Below are 22,245 nucleotides of genomic sequence, written 5' to 3'. Positions count from 1 at the left end.
CATAATAATTTTTGAAAAAATTTTAAAAAAGTATTTTTAAAGAAATGCAACAGCATTAATCGGAGATCCGTCAATTTTTTCAATATTTAGCGGAAATCCAAAGAATTTGAAACTTCTGTTTTCTAAAATTTCAAGGTTTTTCATATTTTCAATTATTTTAATTTTTGAAGATAATATTTTTTCATGGACCGAAAAGTTGCCGATCGAGTAGCAGTCTACTCCAACAGCTTTTAAATTCAGAGAAATTATTTTTTTAACGTGATTTTCAATATCAATTTCTTTTTCAAAATATGCATCATTTCCCCAGTATTTTGAAAAATCGGTTTTTATGAGCAAAATTTCCAAATCTTCTGGGCAATTTTTAAAGAAATCTTCCAAATTTTCAAATGAAACGCAGTAACCGTTTCCAAAAACATTTTCAAACTTTTCATTTGTAAGTCCAACATGCATGGGATAATCAACATGTGTTCCAGTATGGGCCCCCATTTTTAATTCTGAAACAAAATATTTACCATTTTTTTTAGTTTCTACGCTAGATTCGGGGTCATTTGGATATACAAAATTCTTAAGTTCGTGAGATAAGTTTATTATTTTTTCTTCCGCCATATTTTCTCCACATGGAAATTATTTATTTGATATTAGTTATAATTGGATACATTATAAATTTGGGCTTTGGTGATAATTTGAGGTACGACTTTCACACCCACACGGTATTCAGTGATGGGGAACTCATTCCTTCAGAACTCGTAAGAAGGGCAATCGTATTGGAGCACAGGGCGTTAGGCATAACCGATCACGCAGATGCAAGTAATTACAAGGAATTAATCGAAAAAAATACTTTAGCAAAAGAAGAACTTTCTAACTATTTAGATATTGAAATTGTTGTGGGTGTTGAGTTAACGCACATTCCTCCAAAATCAATTCCAAAAATGGCCAGAAAATGTAAAAACGAGGGTGCAGAAATTGTTGTGGTTCACGGAGAAACTCCAGTCGAGCCAGTAGCTGAAAAAACTAACTATTATACATCAATTTCAGAAGATGTTGATATTTTAGCACACCCTGGATTAATTGACGTCGAAACTGCACAAAATATTCTTGAAAATAACATCTTTCTTGAGATAACCTCTAGAAAAGGCCACTCACTTACAAACGGCCACGTAGTATCTGTTGCAAGGGAATTAAAAATTCCAATGGTCATAAATACCGATACACACGCTCCAAGTGATTTAATAACTTACGAATTCGCAAGAAAAGTGGGGCTTGGTGCAGGAATGTCATTTAGGGAACTTGAAAATTCATTAACTACAAATCCCCTAGAAATTTTAAAAAGAATATAATTATCGGTGTTTTTATGAGTAATATTTCAGAAGTAATCGTTGAATTATTTAAAGAAGCCTCAATTTATCTTCCAGATGATGTAAAGTCCAAATTAAAACACGCTGAAGAAATAGAGTGTGGTGCATGTAAAGATACTTTAAAAGCAATTGAATTAAACAATAATATTGCAGAAGAAAAACAAATCCCGCTCTGTCAGGATACGGGTGTTCCGGTTATTTTTTTGAAAATTGGAACCGGAATTTCAAGTGAAAAAATAATTGAAATAATTAAAGAAATTGAAATCGGAGTAAAACGGGCAACAGCAGAAGTTCCACTCAGGCCAAACGTTGTAAACCCGATTACACGGGAAAATTTGGGTACAAATACGGGAATGGGTGCGCCATTTATAAATTTTGAATTTAATGCAGATTTAAATAACGAAATCGAAATATCTGTATTTCCAAAAGGCGCTGGAAGCGAAAACATGAGTGCTTTAAAAATGCTTACTCCTTCTGAAGGTTTAATTGGAATAAAAAAATTTATACTCGAAACAGTTGCAAATGCAGGCGGTAAACCCTGTCCTCCAATAGTTTTGGGCGTTGGAATAGGTGGAACTGCAGATATTTCATTGAAACTTGCTAAAAAAGCTCTTTTAAGGGATATTGGAAATAGAAATCCTGAAAAGACGATTGAAAATTTGGAAACGGAATTACTGGATAGTATAAATCAGCTTGGAATTGGTGCAATGGGGCTAGGCGGTAAAATAACGGCTTTAGATGTGTTTATTGAAATAAATGGATGCCATACTGCATCACTTCCTGTGGGAATCTGTATTCAGTGCTGGGCTGATAGGAAAGCAAAAAGAAAAATAAAATTATAAAATTCCACAAAAATCTCTTTTTTTAAATAGTTGAATTGACTGATTAGATTTGATTTTAAATTACAATAATTTTATAAACAATTAAAATTAACAGAAATTAGAAAATCTTTACCGGTAGATTTTGATGGAAGAACAGGATATTTTAAACGAATTACGAAAATACAGGAGCCAGGATTTAAAATATGAGGAAGGCTACATTTTAGGCTCAATGTGCACAAAACCCCACCCGATAGCTAGAAAAATTTCAGAAATGTTTTTTGAAACAAATTTAGGGGACCCAGGATTATTTAACGGTACTTCAAAGCTAGAAAAAGAAGTAGTTTCGATGTTGGGAAGTATATTGCATAACAATAACGCTTTTGGTTATATTATTTCTGGTGGAACTGAAGCAAACCTTACTGCAATGAGGGCATTTAAAAATATCTCAAAATCAAAAGATAAAAAGCAGAATATCATAATTCCTGAAACTGCACACTTTTCTTTTGACAAAGCAAGAGATATGATGGATTTAAACGTTGTAAGGCCCCCTTTAACGGAGTATTTTACAATGGACGTAAAATTCATTCGAGATTATGTCGAAGATTCTAAAAACGAGATTTCTGGAATTGTTGGGATTGCAGGATGCACTGAACTTGGATCAATCGATAATATTTACGAATTATCAAAAATTGCGGTTGAAAACGATATTTTACTTCACGTAGATGCTGCATTTGGTGGTTTTGTAATTCCATTTTTAGACGATAAATATAAATTAAAAGGATATAACTACGATTTTGATTTTTCACTAAACGGAGTTTCTTCAATCACGATAGATCCGCACAAGATGGGACTTGCTCCAATTTCTGCAGGGGGAATTTTGTTTAGGGACAACACATTTAAGAAATATCTGGATGTTGACGCCCCGTATCTAACTGAAAAACAGCAGGCAACCTTAATTGGAACTAGATCTGGAGTTGGAGTTGCATCCACCTGGGGAATTATGAAATTACTTGGAATTGAAGGATATGAAAACCTTGTAAACGAATCAATGGAAAAAACAAAACATTTGGTAAAAAAAGCAAGAGAATATGGCTTTGAAACTGCAATCGATCCGGTAATGAATATTGTTGCATTAAAAGATGAAAATAAACAGGATACTTGTATGAAATTGCGAGAAGAGAACTGGTATGTTTCAGTTTGCAGATGTGTGGAAGCTTTGAGGATTGTTGTAATGCCGCATCTCGAGATCGAACATATCGACGGATTTTTGGAAAGCCTTTCAAATACAAAAAAATATTAAGAACTAAACTCTAATCTGCATTAAAAGTATTTTTAATGGTGGTTTAATCATGAAAATTTATCTCGATGGAAAATTCGTAGAGAAAGAAGATGCGAAAGTGTCCGTATATGACCACGGGCTGCTTTATGGTGATGGGGTTTTCGAAGGAATTAGAGCGTATGAAGGAGTAGTATTTAAATTGGAAGAACACATCGAACGTTTATACGATTCAGCAGATTCTCTTGCAATGAAAATACCTGTTTCAAAAGTAGAAATCGGAGAAATTGTAATTGAAACTTTAAAAACAAACGATTTAAAAGACGCATATATAAGACTCGTAGTTACAAGGGGAATTGGAGATTTAGGTCTTGATCCAAGAAAATGTCCTGTACCAACTGTTTTCTGTATTGCAGAAGCTATGAAACCACTTCTTGGAGAAGATGGAATAAAGGTTATAACCTCATCAATAAGAAGACTGCCTGTTGATGTATTAAACCCTGCTGTAAAATCTTTAAATTATTTAAACAGCATTTTAGCAAAAATTCAGGCAAATTATGCAGGAGTAGAAGAAGCTTTTTTACTCGATAGCGAAGGATACGTTGCAGAAGGAACTGGAGACAACATATTTGTTATTAAAAATGGAAAAATAAAAACACCACCTCTTTCTTCAAGTGTTTTAAAAGGAATTACAAGGGATACTGTTGTAGATCTTGCAAATGAGGCAGGTTATACAATTATTGAAGAAAAAATGACCTTACACGATTTATTTGTTGCAGATGAGATATTTATCACAGGAACTGCAGCAGAATTAATCCATGTAGTTGAAATCGATGGAAGAAAAATCTACAATGGAAAATTAGGCCCAATTACAAAAGATTTAAGCGACAGATTCAAAGAAATAAGGTCAAAAATCGGTAAAAAATATATTGAATAATACTTATTTTTTTTAAATTATTTTAAAAACTATTTCTAAACTTTTTTCAAAGAAATAAAAAAGAGAATTATCTTTCACTGTTTATCGGGTAGTTTGGAGCTTCGTTCGTGATTAAAACATCGTGAGGGTGGCTTTCTTTCTGTCCACTCTGGGTGATTATCACAAATCTTGCTTTTTCATGCATTTCTGAAAGATTTTGTGCACCGCAGTATCCCATGGATGATCTCAAACCACCAACGAGCTGGAATAGGATGTCGCTTGTAGGTCCTTTGTATGGAACAGCACCTTCAATTCCTTCAGGTACAAGTTTTGAGTGTTTCATGTGGCCGCTTTGGAAATACCTGTCTGCAACGTTTCCTGAACTTCCACACATTGCACCAAGGGAACCCATTCCTCGATATTGTTTGTATTTTCTTCCATTAATGGTCATTAATAATCCAGGAGCTTCTTCAGTACCTGCCAAAAGGCTTCCAACCATTACAGCATCTGCACCAGCAGCAATTGCTTTTGCAATGTCACCACTGTATTTTATACCACCATCTGCAATTACTGGAACATCGTGTTTTTTAGCAACTTCTGCAACTTCTGCAACAGCAGTTAATTGTGGAACTCCAACTCCCGCAACAACTCTTGTTGTACATATTGAACCAGGTCCAATTCCAACTTTAATTGCATCTGCACCAGCATTAATTAAATCTTCTGCAGCTTCCTTTGTAGCAATGTTTCCAACGAATAATTTTGTTTTGGATCCTTTTAAAATTTCTTTTAATTTTTTAACGTTTTCTACAACTTGCATGTTGTGTGCGTGTGCACAGTCAATTGCAATTGCATCAACACCCGCTAAAAGCAATGCTTCAGCTCTTTCAAAGTCGCTTGGACCACACGCCGCTGCAACAATGAGTTTTCCGTCAGAATCTCTTGCTGCGTCAGGGTATTTTTTTCTTTTTAAGATATCTCTTAAAGTAACCATTCCAAGCAATTCTTTCGTGTTTTTATCCAAAATCGGAAGTCTTTCAATCTTGTTTTCGTAAAGTCTGTTTAAAATTTCTTCGTAAGGTGTGTCTTCATGTACGTGTAGTACGTCTTTTGTCATAACTGTGTCTACAGCTACGTTTTTATCCGGAACGAATTTTAAATCTCTAGTAGTGAGAATTCCGACAAGAGTTTTGTTTTCGCAAACCACGGGAAGACCGCTTACGTTGTATTCATACATTATTCTTTCAGCTTCCAAAACCGTGCTGGATGGTTTAACGGTCACAACATCTCTAATTACTAGATTTTCTGCCATTTTAACAGCCCGGATATGTTTCAGCTGTTCTTCAACAGTCATATTTCTATGAATTACTGCAATTCCACCTCTTCTTGCAAGAGCAATTGCTAAATCTTTTTCAGAAACAGTATCCATTGCAGCAGAAATAATTGGAATATTGAGTTTCAATCCTGCAATATCTATAGAAACATCCGTAGTTTTTGGATCAACATATGACTTGTTTGGAACTAATAATACATCATCAAAAGTGTAGGCTCTTTGAGCACTAACTATTTTATCTAAAAACAAAATAACCACCATTACCTATCAATTGTGATATCTCTAGGATATCCAGTTCATAACAATTAATTATGGAACATATTGTAAATCTCGTATATATGACTTTCTCTATTTGACAAAATAACGATGGAAAACGCTTTTTTTTAGATATTAAATGCCCATAACCCGATATTTATAATCAATAACAAGGTTCAAATTATTTTTCAATGATTTCGTTTTCAAGATGCTTTTAAATGATCTGATTTTTAGTAATATTTAAAAAAAATTCAAAAATTATCTTTAACATTCCACGCGTTTAAAGCTAAAGAATCAATGTAGCTAAGCTTAAGTTCAATAAATAAGTGGATAATTAAAGTTCAATCGTGGATCTTCCAGTAATTCAGTTCTCAAACTTTAAACTTATTTAAAATTCATTGTATGGGCTAGTTTCAATGTTCTAAATTCCTTATTTAAAGTTGTTTTAAAGCTTTTTTAAAATTTAAGATTCAATTTAGTGAATATACAGGATTAAAAGTATAATGACATACACAAATCACTTATATAGTTCAAAAATCATTTTTAATTATGTTCCTTTAAACCTTACCAAGAATTAATCAAGGTTAATTTGGTTTGAAGGGCATTTCATTCATTCACCTGCAATTTGAAATTCGACCTTTCAAGTTTGCATTTAAACATTCTCAAAGTTAATACATTGAATGTGCCGTCATGTATTTCAACTAAAATATGGAAACAATCGGAAAAAAATATTATCTCAAACTCTCAACGAACCACCTTTGAGGGTGAATATTGCCGTATGATTTACCTCAAATTCGCAAAGATTGTGAAGACTCTTTGGATTATATCTAATTTTTAATTCTTTTTATAAATTTAAACTAAATGTTATGTTCATCTCTATTTTAAAATGGGTTTTTATTTTAAACATCTTTCAAACTTTCAGTTCTGATAAAAATTTAGATTTTTAATGAAGCAGGGGTTAAACGTAGTATAACTGAAAGTAATTATTAATTTAAAACAGTATATGTAATGATTCAAAGTAGGATTAGATTCTGGAAAAAAGTTCCGTTATTTTAAATTCAACTCGTTTTTATTTTTCCAGAACATTTCACAAATATTCAATAGGTTTAATATTTACCACAAAAATCCAATAGGTTTATAATAATTTTTAACGGAACTGTATTTAACTTAGATCTTAGTGATATATAAGTTTTTCGAATTTTAAACGAGTTTTAACGATTATTTTGATAAACGGAGTATTATTTATCTTTAAATATTCTAAAAAAATGGTATTTTGCAATCTTTTAGTGATCAAAAAGAAAAAAAGAGAAATTAAATTTTGAACTGACCTGATTTTCTAGTCACCCTCTCAGATACATGAGTTACTTCTTCTGCAATTCCTCTGATTTCTTCAATAATTGAATTTAATTCTTCAGTTGATGCAGTAACTTCTTCTGCTGTTGCAGTAAACTCTTCTGAAATTGATGCAATATCTTGTGCATTCTTTAAAGCACCTTCGGTATTGTCAGCAGCACTCTGCGCTCCCTGTTTAATACCATTTATTTTAATTGCAGCGCCATTAACACTTTCTTTAATTCTTAAGAGCGCATCATTTACTTCGTCGATTGCAATTACCCCTTTATCGACTTCATCTTTTCCTTTTAATCCGAGATCCATCGTTTCTCCGATTCGCTTGTGGACACCATCAATCGTGTGGTTAATATTTTCAACGGATTTTTTAATTTCTTCTGCAAGTGCTTTAATTTCGCTTGCAACAACTGCAAACCCTTTTCCAGCTTCTCCTGCACGTGCAGCTTCAATTGAAGCATTTAAAGCTAAGAGTCCTGTCTGTTCTGCAATATCTTTAATTAAATCGGTTACTTCATTGATTTTTTTACCATCTTCACCGAGTTCTTGGATTGATTTTCCTAAATCGTCAATTACATTTGTAATTCCTTGCATTCTTGAAATTGCGTTTTCAACTTTTTTAACCCCATTTTCAGAGTTTTCGCTGATTTCTTCTGCAGATCTGACAGTTTCTTCTGCATCCGTGTAAACAGTTTTTGCAACTTCGTAAGTATTTTCAAGCTGATCTGATGCTTCCTGTAATTTTGCAGACTGATCACTTGAAGCTTCTGCAACCTGATTTGCAGCTTCTGTAACCTGTGTTGCAGTTTCTTCTGCACTTTTAAGTTCGTCTTCAACTTTTTGAACCTGAACGTTCAATAGATCAACTTCTTCTCTTAGGTCTTTAATCAACTGTGCAACATTTCTAATTGCGGTGTTAATCGCTTTTTGTAAATTATTTCTTTTTCTCTTTTCATCAGCCCTTACTGTGAAATCCCCATTTGCAACTGCAGTCATTGTGTCTGCGACATCTTTAATTGTAACTCCAAGTTCTTTTTTATCTGTATCCATAAGCTCATTCATTTCTTTAATATTTTGAGCCATACCGTTAAATGAATTGGCCAATTCTTCTAGTTCGTCACCAGTACTGACTTTTACGACATGTTCGTAATTTCCATTACCGAAAATTTCTGCACCTTTTTTAAGTTCGTCAACTGGTTTTGTAACTTTTTTGCCAGTAAATATCGAAATCAAAATGGCAATTACCATACCCAAGATCCCGATAATAATTATCGAATTTAATATATTGCTCACAACACTGTCAAACGGTGCTGCAGGAGTTCCGGTAAATACCATACCAACAGCATTGCCTTGGCAATCATAAAGCGGAGCATACCCGCAAAGATGGGAAACTCCAAGCACATCTGCTCTTGCATAGTAGTCCTGTTTTCCAAGTACTACTTGGTTGTAAATCTCATCAGAAATTGCAGTTCCTATTGCCCGTTGCCCGTTATTTTCTACATTTGTAGATATCCTGTATTTTCCAAGTGAAATGGTTGTTACATCCCTGGTTGATTTTTTGACCCCATCTACAAGGGTGTAATCTTTATTCAATACGTCAATTGATACAATATATCCGATCAATGATCCTGAGTCTTGAATTGGAAAAACAGAAATAATTGCAAGGGAACCCTCAATCCCCGATATTTTGCCATTTGATATTGAATTTGTAAGTTCATCAGATATTTTTTCAGTAGAGTATTTACATCCTGAACTGGAAAGTTTTTTAACAATATCGCTTATATAAACGTCTTTGTTTAAATTGGATCCAATTACTTGACCTTGAGTATCTGTAAACGCGACTAAATCCAACCCTGCAGATTCTTCAAGGTTAGAAGCCAAATTATATAATTTGTAAGAGTCTTTTTCTTCCATATATGTAAGTAATTCATGATTTTTTGTATTATATTCAGTAATTTCGACAATTTGCATAACGTGTTCATCAAACATCGCTTTTGAAATGCCAAGATCCTTTTCTATCGCATCCTGACCCTGTACTTCCATACTATCTTTTACAGTATTGGTTGCAATAACGCCCAAAATAAGTATGGGAATTAATGCCGTGAGTACTGAAAAAAATAGTAATTTAGTACCCAATTTTTTAGTATTCAATATTTTCAATATATACACCCACCTAACATTATCGAAGTATGAGGACCTTAGTTAGTTTTGTTGAAACTAACTATCGCGTTTTGTTTATTTTCTGAGGTATATATTCTTTTTATGTAGGTGTATACGTCGCTAGAATAATCATTAAATATAATTAGATTCTAATTTTAAAAAAGTTATATCGAATAAATAAGGTCATAATATGAATCCAAAAACTATGGACAATTTTAATAAATTATGGGAATTTATGTACGTAAGTTCAAGGGAATACCTATATCAAAAAATTCCAAAAGAAGATGTTTTGGAATTTACCATGACAGATAAAAAATATCTGGATACGATCAGAACCCTTGAAAATCCGAAAATAACGGAATTAGCAAACGAAATGGGCTATACAAAAACTTCAGTTACTGAAAGAATAAATAAATTGGAAAAAAAAGGGTATGTGGAGAAAATAAGGTCTGAATCTGATAAGAGAGAAGTGATTGTTAAATTAACAGAACGAGGACATTTCATGTTTAAATGGAGAAATGAAATGCACAAGTGTACATTAAAAGAGATTGAAAATATATTATCTCCAGAAGAAATAGAAATTTTTGAAAGATTAAGTGAAAAAATTGGAAACAGTCTCGAAGAAAAGTTGGAGGTTAAATACTCCAAAAATCCAGAACTTAAAAAAATCATGTATTCAACATGGGCAATAAACTATACGGAATGATTTATCTATTTTGAATTTATTTACTTACTAAACCATATTATTTTCATTAAAATAAGTTTTAAGAATTTTAACTCATTATTTTCAAGATTTATTAGCTATTGTAAAATACCTACAATATTGGTGGTAACATGGATGAAATCAGCATTGCTTCAAAAGAGCTTGCCAAGGGGGCAAAAATGCTTGGAAAACACTGCAGTTCGTGCGGTTTTCCAATATTTGAAAAAGACGGTTTAGAGTACTGTCCAAACTGCAATGGATTAAAAATCGAAATTAAGAATTATTCAAAAGATTTGAAAGAAGAAATAAAAGAAATGTCTGAAAATTCAAAAAATGAAGATAAATTACAGATAATCGATAGAAAAATCGAATATTTATTTTTAAAATTGGATTCAGAAGAAGAAATTGGTAGAATTAATGAAATAACTTCGTCAATTAAAACACTGTTCAAAATAAAAAAGTATCTGTAATGATGGAAAGAAAAAAAGCTTTCCAAAGAAAATAGGTCTTATCCAAGATGCACAATATTTACAATGGTTTGATAACAATTGGTGGCATGTTAATTACAAGTTTATGTTCCCCAATTCCTTTATTCCATTATTAGTATTTATGATTTATGCTATTAACTTTTCTAAATCGAAAGTTTTCAAGGTATTGATTATCAATTCTAAAGTTCTTATTTAGTGATACATTTATATTTTATAATTTGATAGTGGTATTCAATCAACATAACAAGTGAGAATATGATTCAAAAATGCAGAGTATGCGGAAAAGAATACGAAGTAGATGCCATAATTTATAACTGCGAATGTGGCGGATTACTTGAAATTAAATACGATTTTGAAAGCATCAAAGAAAAAGTTTCAAAAGAGTCCTTAAGAGAAAGAGAACTCGGTGTATGGAGATATTTAGACTACTTACCTGTTAAAGATCCTGCAAAAATCGTAAGCCTTCACGAAGGAGGAACCCCTCTTTACAAATGTGAAAATCTCGCAAAAAAATTAGGAATGAAAGAATTATATGTTAAAAACGAAGGTGCAAACCCAACAGGAAGTTTCAAAGATAGGGGAATGACTGTTGGAGTTACAAGAGCAAATGAACTCGGTGTTGAAGTAGTAGGCTGTGCTTCAACTGGAAACACATCTGCATCCCTTGCAGCATACTCTGCAAGAGCAGGTAAAAAATGTATCGTTCTTCTCCCTGGAGGAAAAGTAGCTCTTGGAAAACTTGCTCAAGCAATGTTTTACGGTGCGAAAGTTATCCAAATCAACGGAAACTTCGACGAAGCTCTCGTAATGGTTAAAAACCTCGCATTAGAAAACAAACTCTATTTATTAAACTCTGTAAACCCATTCAGACTCGAAGGTCAAAAAACAATTGGTTTTGAAATCTGCGACCAATTGGACTTTGAAGTTCCAGACATGGTTATTTTACCTGTTGGAAACGCTGGAAACATCAGCGCAATCTGGAAAGGATTTAAAGAATTTAAAGAAACAGGAATGATTGACACCTTACCAAAAATGACTGGAATCCAGGCAGAAGGTGCACAGCCAATCGTAAAAGCGATAAAAGCAGGACTCGATAAGATAATTCCTGATGAAAATCCAGAAACAATTGCAACTGCAATTAGAATTGGAAACCCCGTAAATGCAGCAAAAGCGCTTGATGCGATCAAATCTTCAGGCGGACTCGCAGAAAGTGTAACTGATGAAGAAATCACCGCAGCTCAGAAACTCCTCGCACAAACAGAAGGAATTTTCGTAGAGCCTGCTTCAGCTTCATCAATTGCAGGGCTCATCAAGTTAATAGACATGGGATTAATTGACAAAGACCAAAAAATCGTATGTATTACTACTGGTAATGGATTGAAAGATCCTGATGCTGCAATCAAAGCAAGTACAATGCCTACAGAAATCGAATGTGACATGGAAGTACTCAGAAAAGCAATAGACTAATCATTAAATTGGTGGAATTTATGAAAAAGACTGTCGAAGGCAAAGCATGGGTTTTTGGGGATAATATCGATACTGATGCAATATTACCTGCAAGATACCTTGTATACACTACCGAAGAACAGCTTGCAAAATACGCAATGACTGGAACAGACCCAGAATTCCCAGAAAAAGCTACTGTTGGCGATATAATCGTTGGTGGTAAGAATTTTGGTTGTGGAAGTTCAAGAGAACACGCTCCAATTGGTTTGAAAGGTTTAGGAATTTCAATGGTTATTGCAGAAAGTTTTGCAAGAATTTTTTACAGAAATTCCATCAATATCGGATTTCCACTCTTGGAATGTAAAGATATTTCAAAACACGTAAAAGAAGGCGACGTTTTAAGAGTAAACCTTGATAAAGGTACTATTAAAAACGTTACGACCGGCGCTGAATTAACGGGCCAAAAACTTCCAGACTTCATGATGGAAATCTTAAACAATGGCGGATTAATGCCGCACTTGAAGAAAAAGATTTCAAAAGCTTAATTTTTTTATTTAATTTTTATTTTATTATTTTTCGGTGATTTTTATGTCAGATCCAAAAAATGTAGTTTTTAAAGAAAGCGAGGATTTAAATGGGGTTTTTATCGAAGGGCCCGATTTTGATAAAAATATCGATTTAAAAGACGTTTTAACAGATTATTATGAAAAAATAGGTTTTCAGGCAACACACCTTGGAAAAGCAGTTAAAATCTGGAAACAAATCGAAGAAATTCGAAAAAATGAAGAATTAGTCGTTTTCATGGGATATACCTCAAACATGGTTTCATCAGGTCTTAGAGAAATTATTTCTTACCTTGTAAAACACAAAAAAGTCGATGTACTTGTTACTACTGCTGGGGGAATCGAAGAAGATTTTATAAAATGCATAAAACCGTTTGTTCTTGGAGAATGGGACATGGCCGGCTCAGATCTTCGAGAAAAAGGAATAAACAGGATCGGAAATGTGTATGTTCCAAATGATAGGTACATTGAATTTGAAACGTACATGACAAAGTTTTTTGAAACCCTTTTAAAAAAACAGCAGGATGAAAATAAAATAATAAGTGCAAGCGAGTTCTGTTTTGAACTTGGAAGATTCATGGATGAAAATTTAGGGCCTGAAAAAGAAAAATCAATTATTTACTGGGCGTATGTAAACAAAATACCCATATTTTGTCCCGCAATTACTGATGGGTCGATTGGAGATATGCTCTACTTCTTTAAAAAGAATGAAAAAGGAACCGATTTAAAAATAGATGTTGCAAGCGATATCGTGAAATTAAATGACATGGCAATTGATGCAAATAAAACAGCATGTATCGTTTTAGGCGGTTCCCTTCCAAAACACAGCATAATTAATGCGAATCTCTTCAGGGAAGGAACTGATTATGCGATATACGTTACAACCGCGGTTCCATGGGATGGTTCATTGAGTGGTGCACCTCCAGAAGAAGGTGTTTCATGGGGAAAAATTCAAGAAAAAGCAGATTTCGTCGAAATATGGGCGGATGCAACGATCGTATTTCCAATGCTAGTTTATGGCGTATTTAAATAACAATCACAAAATACAATTTTTAAATTTTTTTAAAAAAGCTCTTTTAAAGGATATAAAGAAAAGATATTTCTTGATATCTCTCTATTGTTGGGACAAATATTTTTGGTGATCTTCAAAAGTGGAATATGAATGTCACTTTCTAAGATGTGCAACTAGTGCACATTACAATATGGTACTTCAGTAATATATATAAATTACTATATGGATTAAGGTAATGTATATTTAAAGAAATAAATTGGCGTATATCTAAAAAGAATATTTATTGATACAGTTATTATTTAACAATTTTTAGGCCATATTTTTCTTTTTTAAAGGTTTTTTATTCGCCATCAATGATTTGGGGAACATTTTATTGCGTAATAAATTTGTATTAATACTTTTTAATTACATATAATCGATAAGTAATTATATGTAGTAACCATATATGTGTGGGTGTGGCCCCACAAGACCACAAGATTCACAATGGAACAAGCGAATTTTTGAGCTTAATTTTTAATTTTTCTCAAAAATATTTTTTAAAATACGTATAACAAATCAAAAGGTGGATACATGACCGAATTTAAGGTTGTTCATACCATATGCCCCTACTGTGGAACGGGCTGCGGTATTGACCTCGTAGTTAAGGACGGTAAAGTAGTAGATTCCCACCCTTTCAAAAGACACCCTGTAAACGAGGGTAAAGTCTGTATAAAAGGTAATTACTGTTATGAATTCGTTCATAGCGAAGACAGGCTAACAAAACCACTCATCAAAAAGAATGGGGAGTTTATTGAAGCCACATGGGATGAAGCATTAGATCTTATCGCAGGAAAATTAAAACAATATTCCCCTGAAGAAGTAGCATTCTTTTCATGTGCGAGAGGCACAAATGAAGAAAGCTATGCTTTGCAGAAATTTGCAAGAACCGTAATGAAAACGAACAACGTAGATCACTGTGCTAGAATATGACACGCGCCGACAGTTGTAGGGCTCGGAGAATGTTTTGGGTCAGGTGCAATGACCAATTCAATCACTGATTTAGCACAAGCAGATGTATTGCTTATCTACGGTTCCAATACTTTTGAAGCTCACCCTTTAATAGCAAGAAGTATTGTAAAAGCCAAAGAAAATGGTACTAAAATAATTGCAATCGATCCAAGGACAACACACACTGCAAAAATGGCAGATTTACATTTAAAGCTAATTCCTGGATCAAACATTGATTTAATAAATACTATCACGAATGTCATTATCCAAGAAGGAATGGCTGACGAAGAATTTATTAAAAACAGAACTGAAGGCTACGACGAATTAAAAGAAGTAGTTTCAAAATACACTCCAGAAAAAACAGCAGAAATTTCAGGAATACCTGCAGAAACAATTATCGAAGCAGCAAGACTGTACGGAAGTGCAGAAAATGCAGCTATAATGTATTGTTTGGGTGTTACTGAATATACATTTGGTGTGGACAACGTAAAATCTTGCTGTAATCTTGCAATGGTTACTGGAAACCTTGGAAGGCCTGGAACGGGTGTAAACCCATTAAGAGGTCAGAATAACGTTCAAGGTGCATGCGACATGGGTGCACTTCCAAACGTATTCCCAGGATACCAGAAAGTTGGAGAAGCTTATGAAAGACTCGAAGACTTATGGGAAACAGCAGATTTGAACCGAGAAATTGGATTAACAAGCCCTGAAGTATTACATGAAGCTGGAAAACAGATAAAATACCTCCACATTGTTGGGGAAGACCCGATGGTTGCGGATGCAGATATAAATCACGTTGAAAAAGCTTTAAAAAGTTTAGATTTATTTGTGGTTCAAGATATATTCTTAACTGAAACTGCAAAACTCGCGGATGTTGTACTTCCTGCAGCATGTTGGGCTGAAAAAGACGGAACATTCACAAATTCTGAAAGAAGAGTACAGAGAATCAGAAAAGCAGTCGATGCACCAGGGGATGCACTTCCAGACTGGCTCATTGTTCGAAAACTTGCTGAAAAAATGGGTGCTGGCGAAAAACTCAATTTCGAAAGTGCATCAGAAATATTTGATGAAATGGCAAAAGTTATTCCACAATATACTGGAATGTCTTTTGAAAGACTCGGTATTGATGGACTTCAGTGGCCATGTAAAACTCCAGAAGACCCTGGAACCCCGATTCTCCACAAGGAAAAATTCTTAAGACCAAATGGACTCGGTAAATTTGTTCCAGTTGAACATAAAGACCCTGACGAGTTTGCAGATGAAGAATACCCACTCATACTCACCACAGGAAGGATCATATTCCACTACAACTCCGGAACAATGACCCGAAGGTGTAAGCGTATCACGAACGAGATTGACGAAAACTTCATCGAAATAAACACCGAAGACGCTAAAAACTTAGGAATAACGCCTGGAGAAAAAGTTAGGGTTTCCTCAAGAAGGGGAACGGTAAATGCAATCGCTAGAGTAACTGAAAACGTCATAAAAGGAGTAGTTTACATGTCATTCCACTTTTTAGAGGAAGCAACAAATAAACTAACAAATTCCGCATATGATCCCGTATCAAAAACCGCAGAACTCAAAATATGTGCCGTTAATGTTGAAAAAATTTAATAAATATTTTTGAGGTGATTTAAATGAGCTATTATTTAGTTCAGTCAACGGACGAAGATGTTTTAAAGCATGCGGAATGTGGTGGGGCAGTTACTGCATTTTTCAAGTACCTTCTTGATAAAAAACTGGTTGATGGAGTTTTAGCACTTAAAAAAGGAGAAGACGTTTATGACGGAGTTCCTTATTTAGTTAACAACTCAGAAGAACTGGTAGAAACTTGCGGTTCACTTCACTGCGCTCCAACAATGTTTGGAAACATGATAAGCAAGCACTTGAAAGATATGAATCTTGCAGTATCTGTAAAGCCATGTGACGCAATGGCGATAAATGAGCTTGAAAAAAGACATCAAATTGATAAAGACAAAATATACACGATTGGATTAAACTGTGGTGGAACAGTACCCCCACAAACTGCAAAAAAGATGATAGAACTCTTTTACGATGTAGATCCAGAAGATGTAATCAAAGAAGAAATCGATAAAGGAAAATTCATAATTGAATTAAAAGACGGAAGCGAAAAATCCGTCAAAATCGATGAACTCGAAGAAGAAGGATACGGAAGAAGAACAAACTGTCAAAGATGCGAATTGAAAGTTCCAAGAAATGCAGACCTCGCTTGCGGAAACTGGGGTGCTGAAAAAGGATGGACTTTTGTAGAAGTCGGTTCCGAAAAAGGAGAAGAACTGCTTAAAAACGCACAAAAAGAAGGCTACATAAACGTTAAAGCACCTTCTGAAAAAGCGCTTGAAATTCGGGGAAAAATTGAGAAATCAATGATTAACCTCGGTAAAAAATTCCAAAAAGAACATTTGGATGAAAAATATCCTTCACCTGAAAAATGGAACGAATACTGGAGCAGATGTATAAAATGCTACGGTTGTAGGGATGTATGTCCAATATGCTTCTGTAAAGAATGCGCTTTAGCTGAAGATTATTTAGATAAAGGAACGATACCGCCTGATCCAATAATGTTCCAAGGAATAAGGCTTTCACACATGAGCTTCAGCTGCATAAACTGTGGTCAGTGTGAAGATGTATGTCCTGTGGAAATTCCACTAGCAAAAATATACCATAGGGCACAACTGAAAATCAGGGAAACTACTGGATTTGTGCCAGGAATTGATGACAGCATGCCATTTTTATACAAATAAGATAGTTACAGGTAATGCCTAATTCTTTTTTCTTTTTTTTAAAATAAATTAATTAGAATTTAAAAGATAACCAATAGCTTGGCCGAAAGAAATTCCGCCGTCTCCATTTGGAATTTTTTCATGAATTAATGGTTTTAACGATTCTTTTTTAATGTTTTCAACGATTCTTTCAGAGATTATCTTGTTGTAAGATACTCCGCCTGTTATTCCAATGTACTCAATATTATGTTTTTTTGCAGTTTCAATTGCTATTTTTGATAAACCGTTTGCAAGTGCAATATGAATGAAATATGCTATTTTTTCAATTTTTTCATTGTTATTTAGCATTTCTATTGCTTTTACAACCAAATATGTAGTATTTAATACATTATTTTCAATTTTAATAGAATCTTCTACCAATTTTTCAATTTCTGATATTTTTCCAGCATATTCATTTGCAAGCGCTTCAAGTCTTATTGATGGTTCTCCATCGTATGTTCTTTCAAAACAAAGAGAAACAAGTGCAGAAATCGAGTCAAGAATTCTTCCAGTTGATGTAGTTTTTGAAACATTAATATTTTTTTCAAGTTGGAACAATATTAATTTCAGTTCCTTTTCTGAAAAGTAGTCATATCCGTTAATAATTTCAGAAACATTTAAATTAGCTTTATTTAGTATTGACGCAAGCATTCTTAACGGATATTTTGAAGCAAGATCTGCTCCTGGCTGAATCTGTTCTTCAAGATGTCCGATTCTTTCAATTTTTCCATCTTTAAACAAAAATACTTCTCCACCCCAGATATTTCCGTCATTTCCATATCCAAGGCCGTCAATTGCAATTGTGATGTTATTTTCAAAAATATCTGAATCTCCCATTAATGAATAGCAATGGCTTTCATGGTGTTGTACTTGAGTTACAGGAATTCCATATTTTTCTCCCATTTCCTTTGCAAAAATCGTTGAATTAAAAGAAGGGTGCAAATCGCAAACTATTGCATCGATCTTGTTTGTATTCGTGATGTTTATTAAATTTTCGGTAGCTTCCTTTAAATAATTAAATGTTTCGTATTTTCCTGTATTTCCTATATATTGGGTTAAATAAAACTTATTATTTTTAATCAAACATGCAACAGAGTTTAATTCCGGGCCAAGCGCAAGAATGTTTTTCGAGTTATTTTTAATTTTTTCATAATTTACTTCAACAGGTTCTGGAGCAAAACCTCTCGAACGCCTTAAAAACTGCATTTTTCCATTTATTTCTTTTAAAACGCTGTCATCACATCGATTTACAATTTTTCGATTGTGGAGTAAAAAATAGTCTGCAATATTTTCTAATTTTTTCAAAATCTCTTTATTATCTATCGACATTGGAAGCCCAGGCAGGTTTGCAGAGGTCATTATGTATGCAATCTGGTCAGTATTTTCAAAAAGAAGGTAGTGAAGTCCAGAATATGGGAGCATTACTCCAATTGTATTTACGTTTGAAACATGCTCTGAAAAATATTTTTCGTAAAATTCATTTTTTTTCAAAGCAACAATTGGTTTTTTTGGAGAGATTATTGCATTTAATTCATTTTCATCTATTTTTGAAAATAAATCAAGATATTCTTCCCGACTCATAATCGCAAACGCCTGAGTTGGCCTGTTAAGCCTTTTTCGAAGTTCTAAAACTGATTTATCAGAATTAATCGAACAAACAAGGTGCGTTCCACCAATTCCCTTAATTGCAACAATTTTTCCATTTTCAAGGAATTTAACAGCATCTTTAATATCTTTACTTATTATTTTTCCAGAATTGTCAGTTATGAATAGTTCTGGCCCGCAAATATCACAGCAAGTGGCCTGAGCGTGAAACCTTCTATTTTCCGGATTTTTATATTCTTCAATACAGTTTTCACACAATGGAAAGTCTTTCATTGACGTGTTTTCTCTATCATACGGCAGTTTTTCAATGACTGTAAATCTTGGACCACAGTTTGTGCATGCAGTGAACGCGTAATTTGATCTTCTGTCCTTTTTATCCATTATTTCTTTTAAACATTCACCACATATCGAAATATCTGGAGGAGTCGTTCCTTCTTCCTCAATTTCGGAGTTTTCACTTAATTTTATTGTAAAATCGCTGTAAATTTCGTTTAAATTTTCATCTATATTTTCAATGGAAAGTTTATCAATTTTTGATAGTGGCGGTTTTTCGAGTCTCAAATCTGATAAAAAAGCATCAATATTTTTCAAATCCCCAAAAACAACTATTTCAACGTAATTTCCCATGTTTTTGACATAACCTTTCAGGTCATTTTTTTTAGCAATTCTGTATACAAATGGCCTAAAACCAACGCCCTGAACGATGCCTTTGACATCTATTCGTTTTGTAATCATTGAAACGTCACCAAAATAATCGATAATTAAAAAAAAGAATTATTTTATTTTTTATTTAAAAATCGCCTGTACAAACATGTTGGATAAGAGGAGCATCCTAAAAATTCTCCTTTTTTAGTTCTTATGAGCCTTAATTTCTCTCCACACCATGGACAGGTATTTTCATCGTTATGTTTTTTCAACTCTTCTGCAAGCGAATATCCTGAAGTACAGAGTCTTTCACCATTGTATCTAACTACACTGTTTACTGTGTCAACGTAGATAAGGTAGTTTTCGAAAACTTCCGTATTTTCAAGGTCTATTGTTAAATCACAGTCTTCTTCAACGAAACCTTTTGTCAATTCCATCTGAGTTTTCAAAGGAAGTAACCAGTAGCCTTGACCGGAATAGTTGAATAATTTGCCTTTATATTTTAATCTGCCGATCAACCAGTTGTAATCTCTGTCAGCAATGTACTGAGCACTTTCTTCAACAGATTCAAAGACATTTCTATCTTTCATTCTTTCTAAAACTTCTATTGTATGTTCGTCTCCTCGTTTGTACTCTTCAAGGAGCATACTTTTGAAAGTGTTTATAAATTCAGTTTTACCTATCTTTATTCCGAGTAATAGGCCGTTAAATCCGTTTGCAACAACGTATTTTTCTTTTTCAACAATTGTATCTTTACAGAATCTGAAGTAAACTCTGGCATTTATGTATTTGTTGCCATTTTCTGAAGTTCCTTTTTTTAAAACGAAGTTTGTCCTGTAATTTTCAGTATGCCCATAGTAAAAGACGGGTTTTTTACCATTTTTAAGTCCTACAATTGTAATAAGATTTTCAGGAACCATCCAGTTTTGATTCCACGTTTTTCTACCCATTTCAGTCACATTAAAGTGAATATTGCTTGTAAGGGTTTCAAATAATTCGTTTGACATATTTTCACCGAATAAGTTATGTTTTAAGTTTAAATAAACGGTTTTGGAAGTTTTTCATTTTCACATTCTACAACCATAACGTATGGAATGCTCTTTTTTAAGAAGTAAGATATATTTTCACCGATTTCATCGCTATTTTGGATGTAAACATTTTCAATTCCGTATGCATCCGCAATTTTATTGAAATCGGGCGTATTGATTTTGCCAAACATGTTTAAATGATTGTTTTTCATCACTACAATAAGTATTTTTAAGTTATTTTCAGCGACAGTCCCAAGTTCTTGGATAGTCATCTGAAAACCGCCATCTCCACTAATGGAAACGACTTCTCGGTTTATATTATAATCATTGCATCCAAATTTGACACCGATTGAAGCGGGAAGTCCAAAGCCCATGGTGCCCATTGAATGAGAAGAAATGATATTTCGTGGAGCCACACATTTTTTTAATAAAGAAACAAAAACAGTGTGATTTCCAGCATCCGTAGTTATTATTGTATCTTTTGGTAAGTTTTCCAATATTTCATGGATTTTAGTAGAATAGTCGCCGAATTTAAATTCGTTTCGGCTTAAATCATGTCCGGACGGCTTAACGTGGCCGGAAAAAACGTTTTCATTAAATGTATTTACAATAGTCTTAATGTCGTTGGTACTATTGATACCAAACTTAAGGGGAATTACATTATATAAAATTTTATCCCTTACGCTTTCTGGAAGTGTATTGTATGAGAGACTCGCACCTATTGAAAATACCGCATCGCTTTTTAAAATGAGTTCGTTTGACTGTAAACTTCCCCTTCTTCCAACCATGCCGTACACATTTTCAAAATTCTCATCAATAACTCCTCTTGCAGGATATGTAGTTAATATTGGAATTTGAAGCTTTTTTAAAATTTCATTAATTTCAAGAATTTCAGAATACTTTAAATTACCGTAAATCCCCTGTCCTAGAAGTAAAACTGGATTTTTAGCATTTTCATGTTTTTTTATCGTTGAAATTGTGGTTTCAAGTGATTCCGTATTTTTATTTATTAAATCTATTTCTGAATCAATAACCTCTAAATCGTAGATATCTGCAGGGATATTTATAGAAACTGGCTTTTTAAGTTCATAAGAATCATCATATGAATTAATTAAATATTTGGAGTCAGAATTTTCAACAAAATATCCTTTTTCAAAATTTAAAAAATCCATCGGAATTTCTTGAAAATAATTTTTACCAAGGTAATTTGTAGAACACCTGCCACTAAGTGCGAGAACTGAAGACGAATCTTTAAATGCAGTTGCAATTCCGGTTGTTAAATTTGTAGCTCCCGGGCCTGCAGTTGCAAGGCAAACCCCGACTTCATTTGTAATTCTAAAATATCCATCTGCTGCATGAGCTGAAGCCTGTTCGTGTTTTACATCGATGCAGTTTATTTTCGAGTTTTCATGAAGTGCCCCATAAATTGGAAGAATCTGCTCTCCAGGATATGCGAAAACAGATTTAACGCCTTTATTTTCAAAAAAATCTATTATAAAATCCAAATATTTCATAAAATCACGAT

Annotated in this window: 17 protein-coding genes; 11 read left to right on the top strand and 6 right to left on the bottom strand. The window is 33.6% G+C overall.

Features of this window, described 5'->3' with window-relative positions; all coding sequences use genetic code 11:
* Nucleotides 1-36: 36 nt before the first annotated feature.
* Nucleotides 37-606 (bottom strand): cyclase family protein, encoded by a 570-nt coding sequence (locus MMARC5_RS07870; RefSeq protein WP_011869294.1) that lies wholly within the window; start codon nt 604-606, stop codon nt 37-39.
* Between the two features lie 77 nt (nt 607-683).
* On the opposite strand from MMARC5_RS07870, the gene MMARC5_RS07865 reads away from it, so the two are divergent.
* The 4 genes from MMARC5_RS07865 (at nt 684) to ilvE (ending at nt 4,389) form a co-directional block, all read left to right on the top strand.
* A complete protein-coding gene (locus tag MMARC5_RS07865) occupies nt 684-1,337 on the top strand; it encodes a histidinol phosphate phosphatase domain-containing protein (RefSeq protein ID WP_048058527.1) in 654 nt (217 codons plus the stop codon).
* 14 nt (nt 1,338-1,351) lie between these two features.
* On the top strand, nt 1,352-2,197 hold the full coding sequence (locus tag MMARC5_RS07860; protein ID WP_011869292.1) for a fumarate hydratase: 846 nt from the start codon (nt 1,352-1,354) through the stop codon (nt 2,195-2,197).
* Nucleotides 2,198-2,321: 124 nt separating this feature from the next.
* A complete protein-coding gene (gene mfnA / locus MMARC5_RS07855; RefSeq protein WP_011869291.1) occupies nt 2,322-3,476 on the top strand; it encodes a tyrosine decarboxylase MfnA in 1,155 nt (384 codons plus the stop codon).
* Nucleotides 3,477-3,525: 49 nt separating this feature from the next.
* Nucleotides 3,526-4,389: a branched-chain-amino-acid transaminase gene (gene ilvE / locus MMARC5_RS07850; protein WP_011869290.1), complete on the top strand. Its 864-nt coding sequence runs from the start codon at nt 3,526-3,528 to the stop codon at nt 4,387-4,389.
* A gap of 67 nt (nt 4,390-4,456) precedes the next feature.
* On the opposite strand, the gene guaB is transcribed toward ilvE, so the two are convergent.
* Together guaB and MMARC5_RS07840 are read right to left on the bottom strand one after the other, a co-directional pair.
* The gene (guaB, locus tag MMARC5_RS07845; protein ID WP_048058526.1) at nt 4,457-5,959 is read right to left on the bottom strand and encodes an IMP dehydrogenase; all 1,503 of its coding nucleotides are present in this window, start codon (nt 5,957-5,959) and stop codon (nt 4,457-4,459) included.
* A 1,305-nt stretch (nt 5,960-7,264) separates the two neighbouring features.
* Entirely contained in the window at nt 7,265-9,460 is a 2,196-nt protein-coding gene (locus MMARC5_RS07840) for a methyl-accepting chemotaxis protein (protein ID WP_011869288.1), read from the bottom strand.
* A 235-nt stretch (nt 9,461-9,695) separates the two neighbouring features.
* Between MMARC5_RS07840 and MMARC5_RS07835 the strand changes: the two genes are divergently transcribed.
* From MMARC5_RS07835 to MMARC5_RS07800, 7 genes are all read left to right on the top strand, one after another.
* Nucleotides 9,696-10,166: a MarR family winged helix-turn-helix transcriptional regulator gene (locus tag MMARC5_RS07835; protein ID WP_155810392.1), complete on the top strand. Its 471-nt coding sequence runs from the start codon at nt 9,696-9,698 to the stop codon at nt 10,164-10,166.
* 128 nt (nt 10,167-10,294) lie between these two features.
* Nucleotides 10,295-10,633, top strand: coding sequence for an Sjogren's syndrome/scleroderma autoantigen 1 family protein (locus MMARC5_RS07830; RefSeq protein WP_011869286.1), 339 nt, complete (start codon nt 10,295-10,297; stop codon nt 10,631-10,633).
* Between the two features lie 273 nt (nt 10,634-10,906).
* Nucleotides 10,907-12,118, top strand: coding sequence for a threonine synthase (gene thrC, locus MMARC5_RS07825; protein ID WP_011869285.1), 1,212 nt, complete (start codon nt 10,907-10,909; stop codon nt 12,116-12,118).
* Nucleotides 12,119-12,138: 20 nt separating this feature from the next.
* Nucleotides 12,139-12,642 (top strand): 3-isopropylmalate dehydratase small subunit, encoded by a 504-nt coding sequence (locus tag MMARC5_RS07820; protein ID WP_011869284.1) that lies wholly within the window; start codon nt 12,139-12,141, stop codon nt 12,640-12,642.
* A 43-nt stretch (nt 12,643-12,685) separates the two neighbouring features.
* The gene (locus MMARC5_RS07815) at nt 12,686-13,693 is read left to right on the top strand and encodes a deoxyhypusine synthase (RefSeq protein ID WP_011869283.1); all 1,008 of its coding nucleotides are present in this window, start codon (nt 12,686-12,688) and stop codon (nt 13,691-13,693) included.
* A 549-nt stretch (nt 13,694-14,242) separates the two neighbouring features.
* The gene (locus tag MMARC5_RS07805; RefSeq protein ID WP_011869282.1) at nt 14,243-16,273 is read left to right on the top strand and encodes a formate dehydrogenase H subunit alpha, selenocysteine-containing; all 2,031 of its coding nucleotides are present in this window, start codon (nt 14,243-14,245) and stop codon (nt 16,271-16,273) included.
* 23 nt (nt 16,274-16,296) lie between these two features.
* The gene (locus tag MMARC5_RS07800) at nt 16,297-17,424 is read left to right on the top strand and encodes a Coenzyme F420 hydrogenase/dehydrogenase, beta subunit C-terminal domain (RefSeq protein WP_011869281.1); all 1,128 of its coding nucleotides are present in this window, start codon (nt 16,297-16,299) and stop codon (nt 17,422-17,424) included.
* Between the two features lie 48 nt (nt 17,425-17,472).
* Here MMARC5_RS07800 and hypF read toward each other — a convergent pair whose 3' ends face one another.
* The 3 genes from hypF to MMARC5_RS07785 are packed head-to-tail and all read right to left on the bottom strand — an operon-like array spanning nt 17,473 to nt 22,234.
* Nucleotides 17,473-19,782, bottom strand: coding sequence for a carbamoyltransferase HypF (hypF, locus tag MMARC5_RS07795; protein WP_011869280.1), 2,310 nt, complete (start codon nt 19,780-19,782; stop codon nt 17,473-17,475).
* 44 nt (nt 19,783-19,826) lie between these two features.
* On the bottom strand, nt 19,827-20,699 hold the full coding sequence (locus tag MMARC5_RS07790) for a topoisomerase DNA-binding C4 zinc finger domain-containing protein (protein ID WP_011869279.1): 873 nt from the start codon (nt 20,697-20,699) through the stop codon (nt 19,827-19,829).
* 29 nt (nt 20,700-20,728) lie between these two features.
* A complete protein-coding gene (locus tag MMARC5_RS07785; RefSeq protein WP_011869278.1) occupies nt 20,729-22,234 on the bottom strand; it encodes a thiamine pyrophosphate-binding protein in 1,506 nt (501 codons plus the stop codon).
* Nucleotides 22,235-22,245: the final 11 nt, after the last annotated feature.

Source organism: Methanococcus maripaludis C5 (assembly GCF_000016125.1).
GTDB lineage: Archaea > AGJL01 > Methanococci > Methanococcales > Methanococcaceae > Methanococcus > Methanococcus maripaludis_D.
Note: the sequence above shows the minus strand (reverse complement) of the source record. Positions and strands in the feature narration are given on the sequence as shown.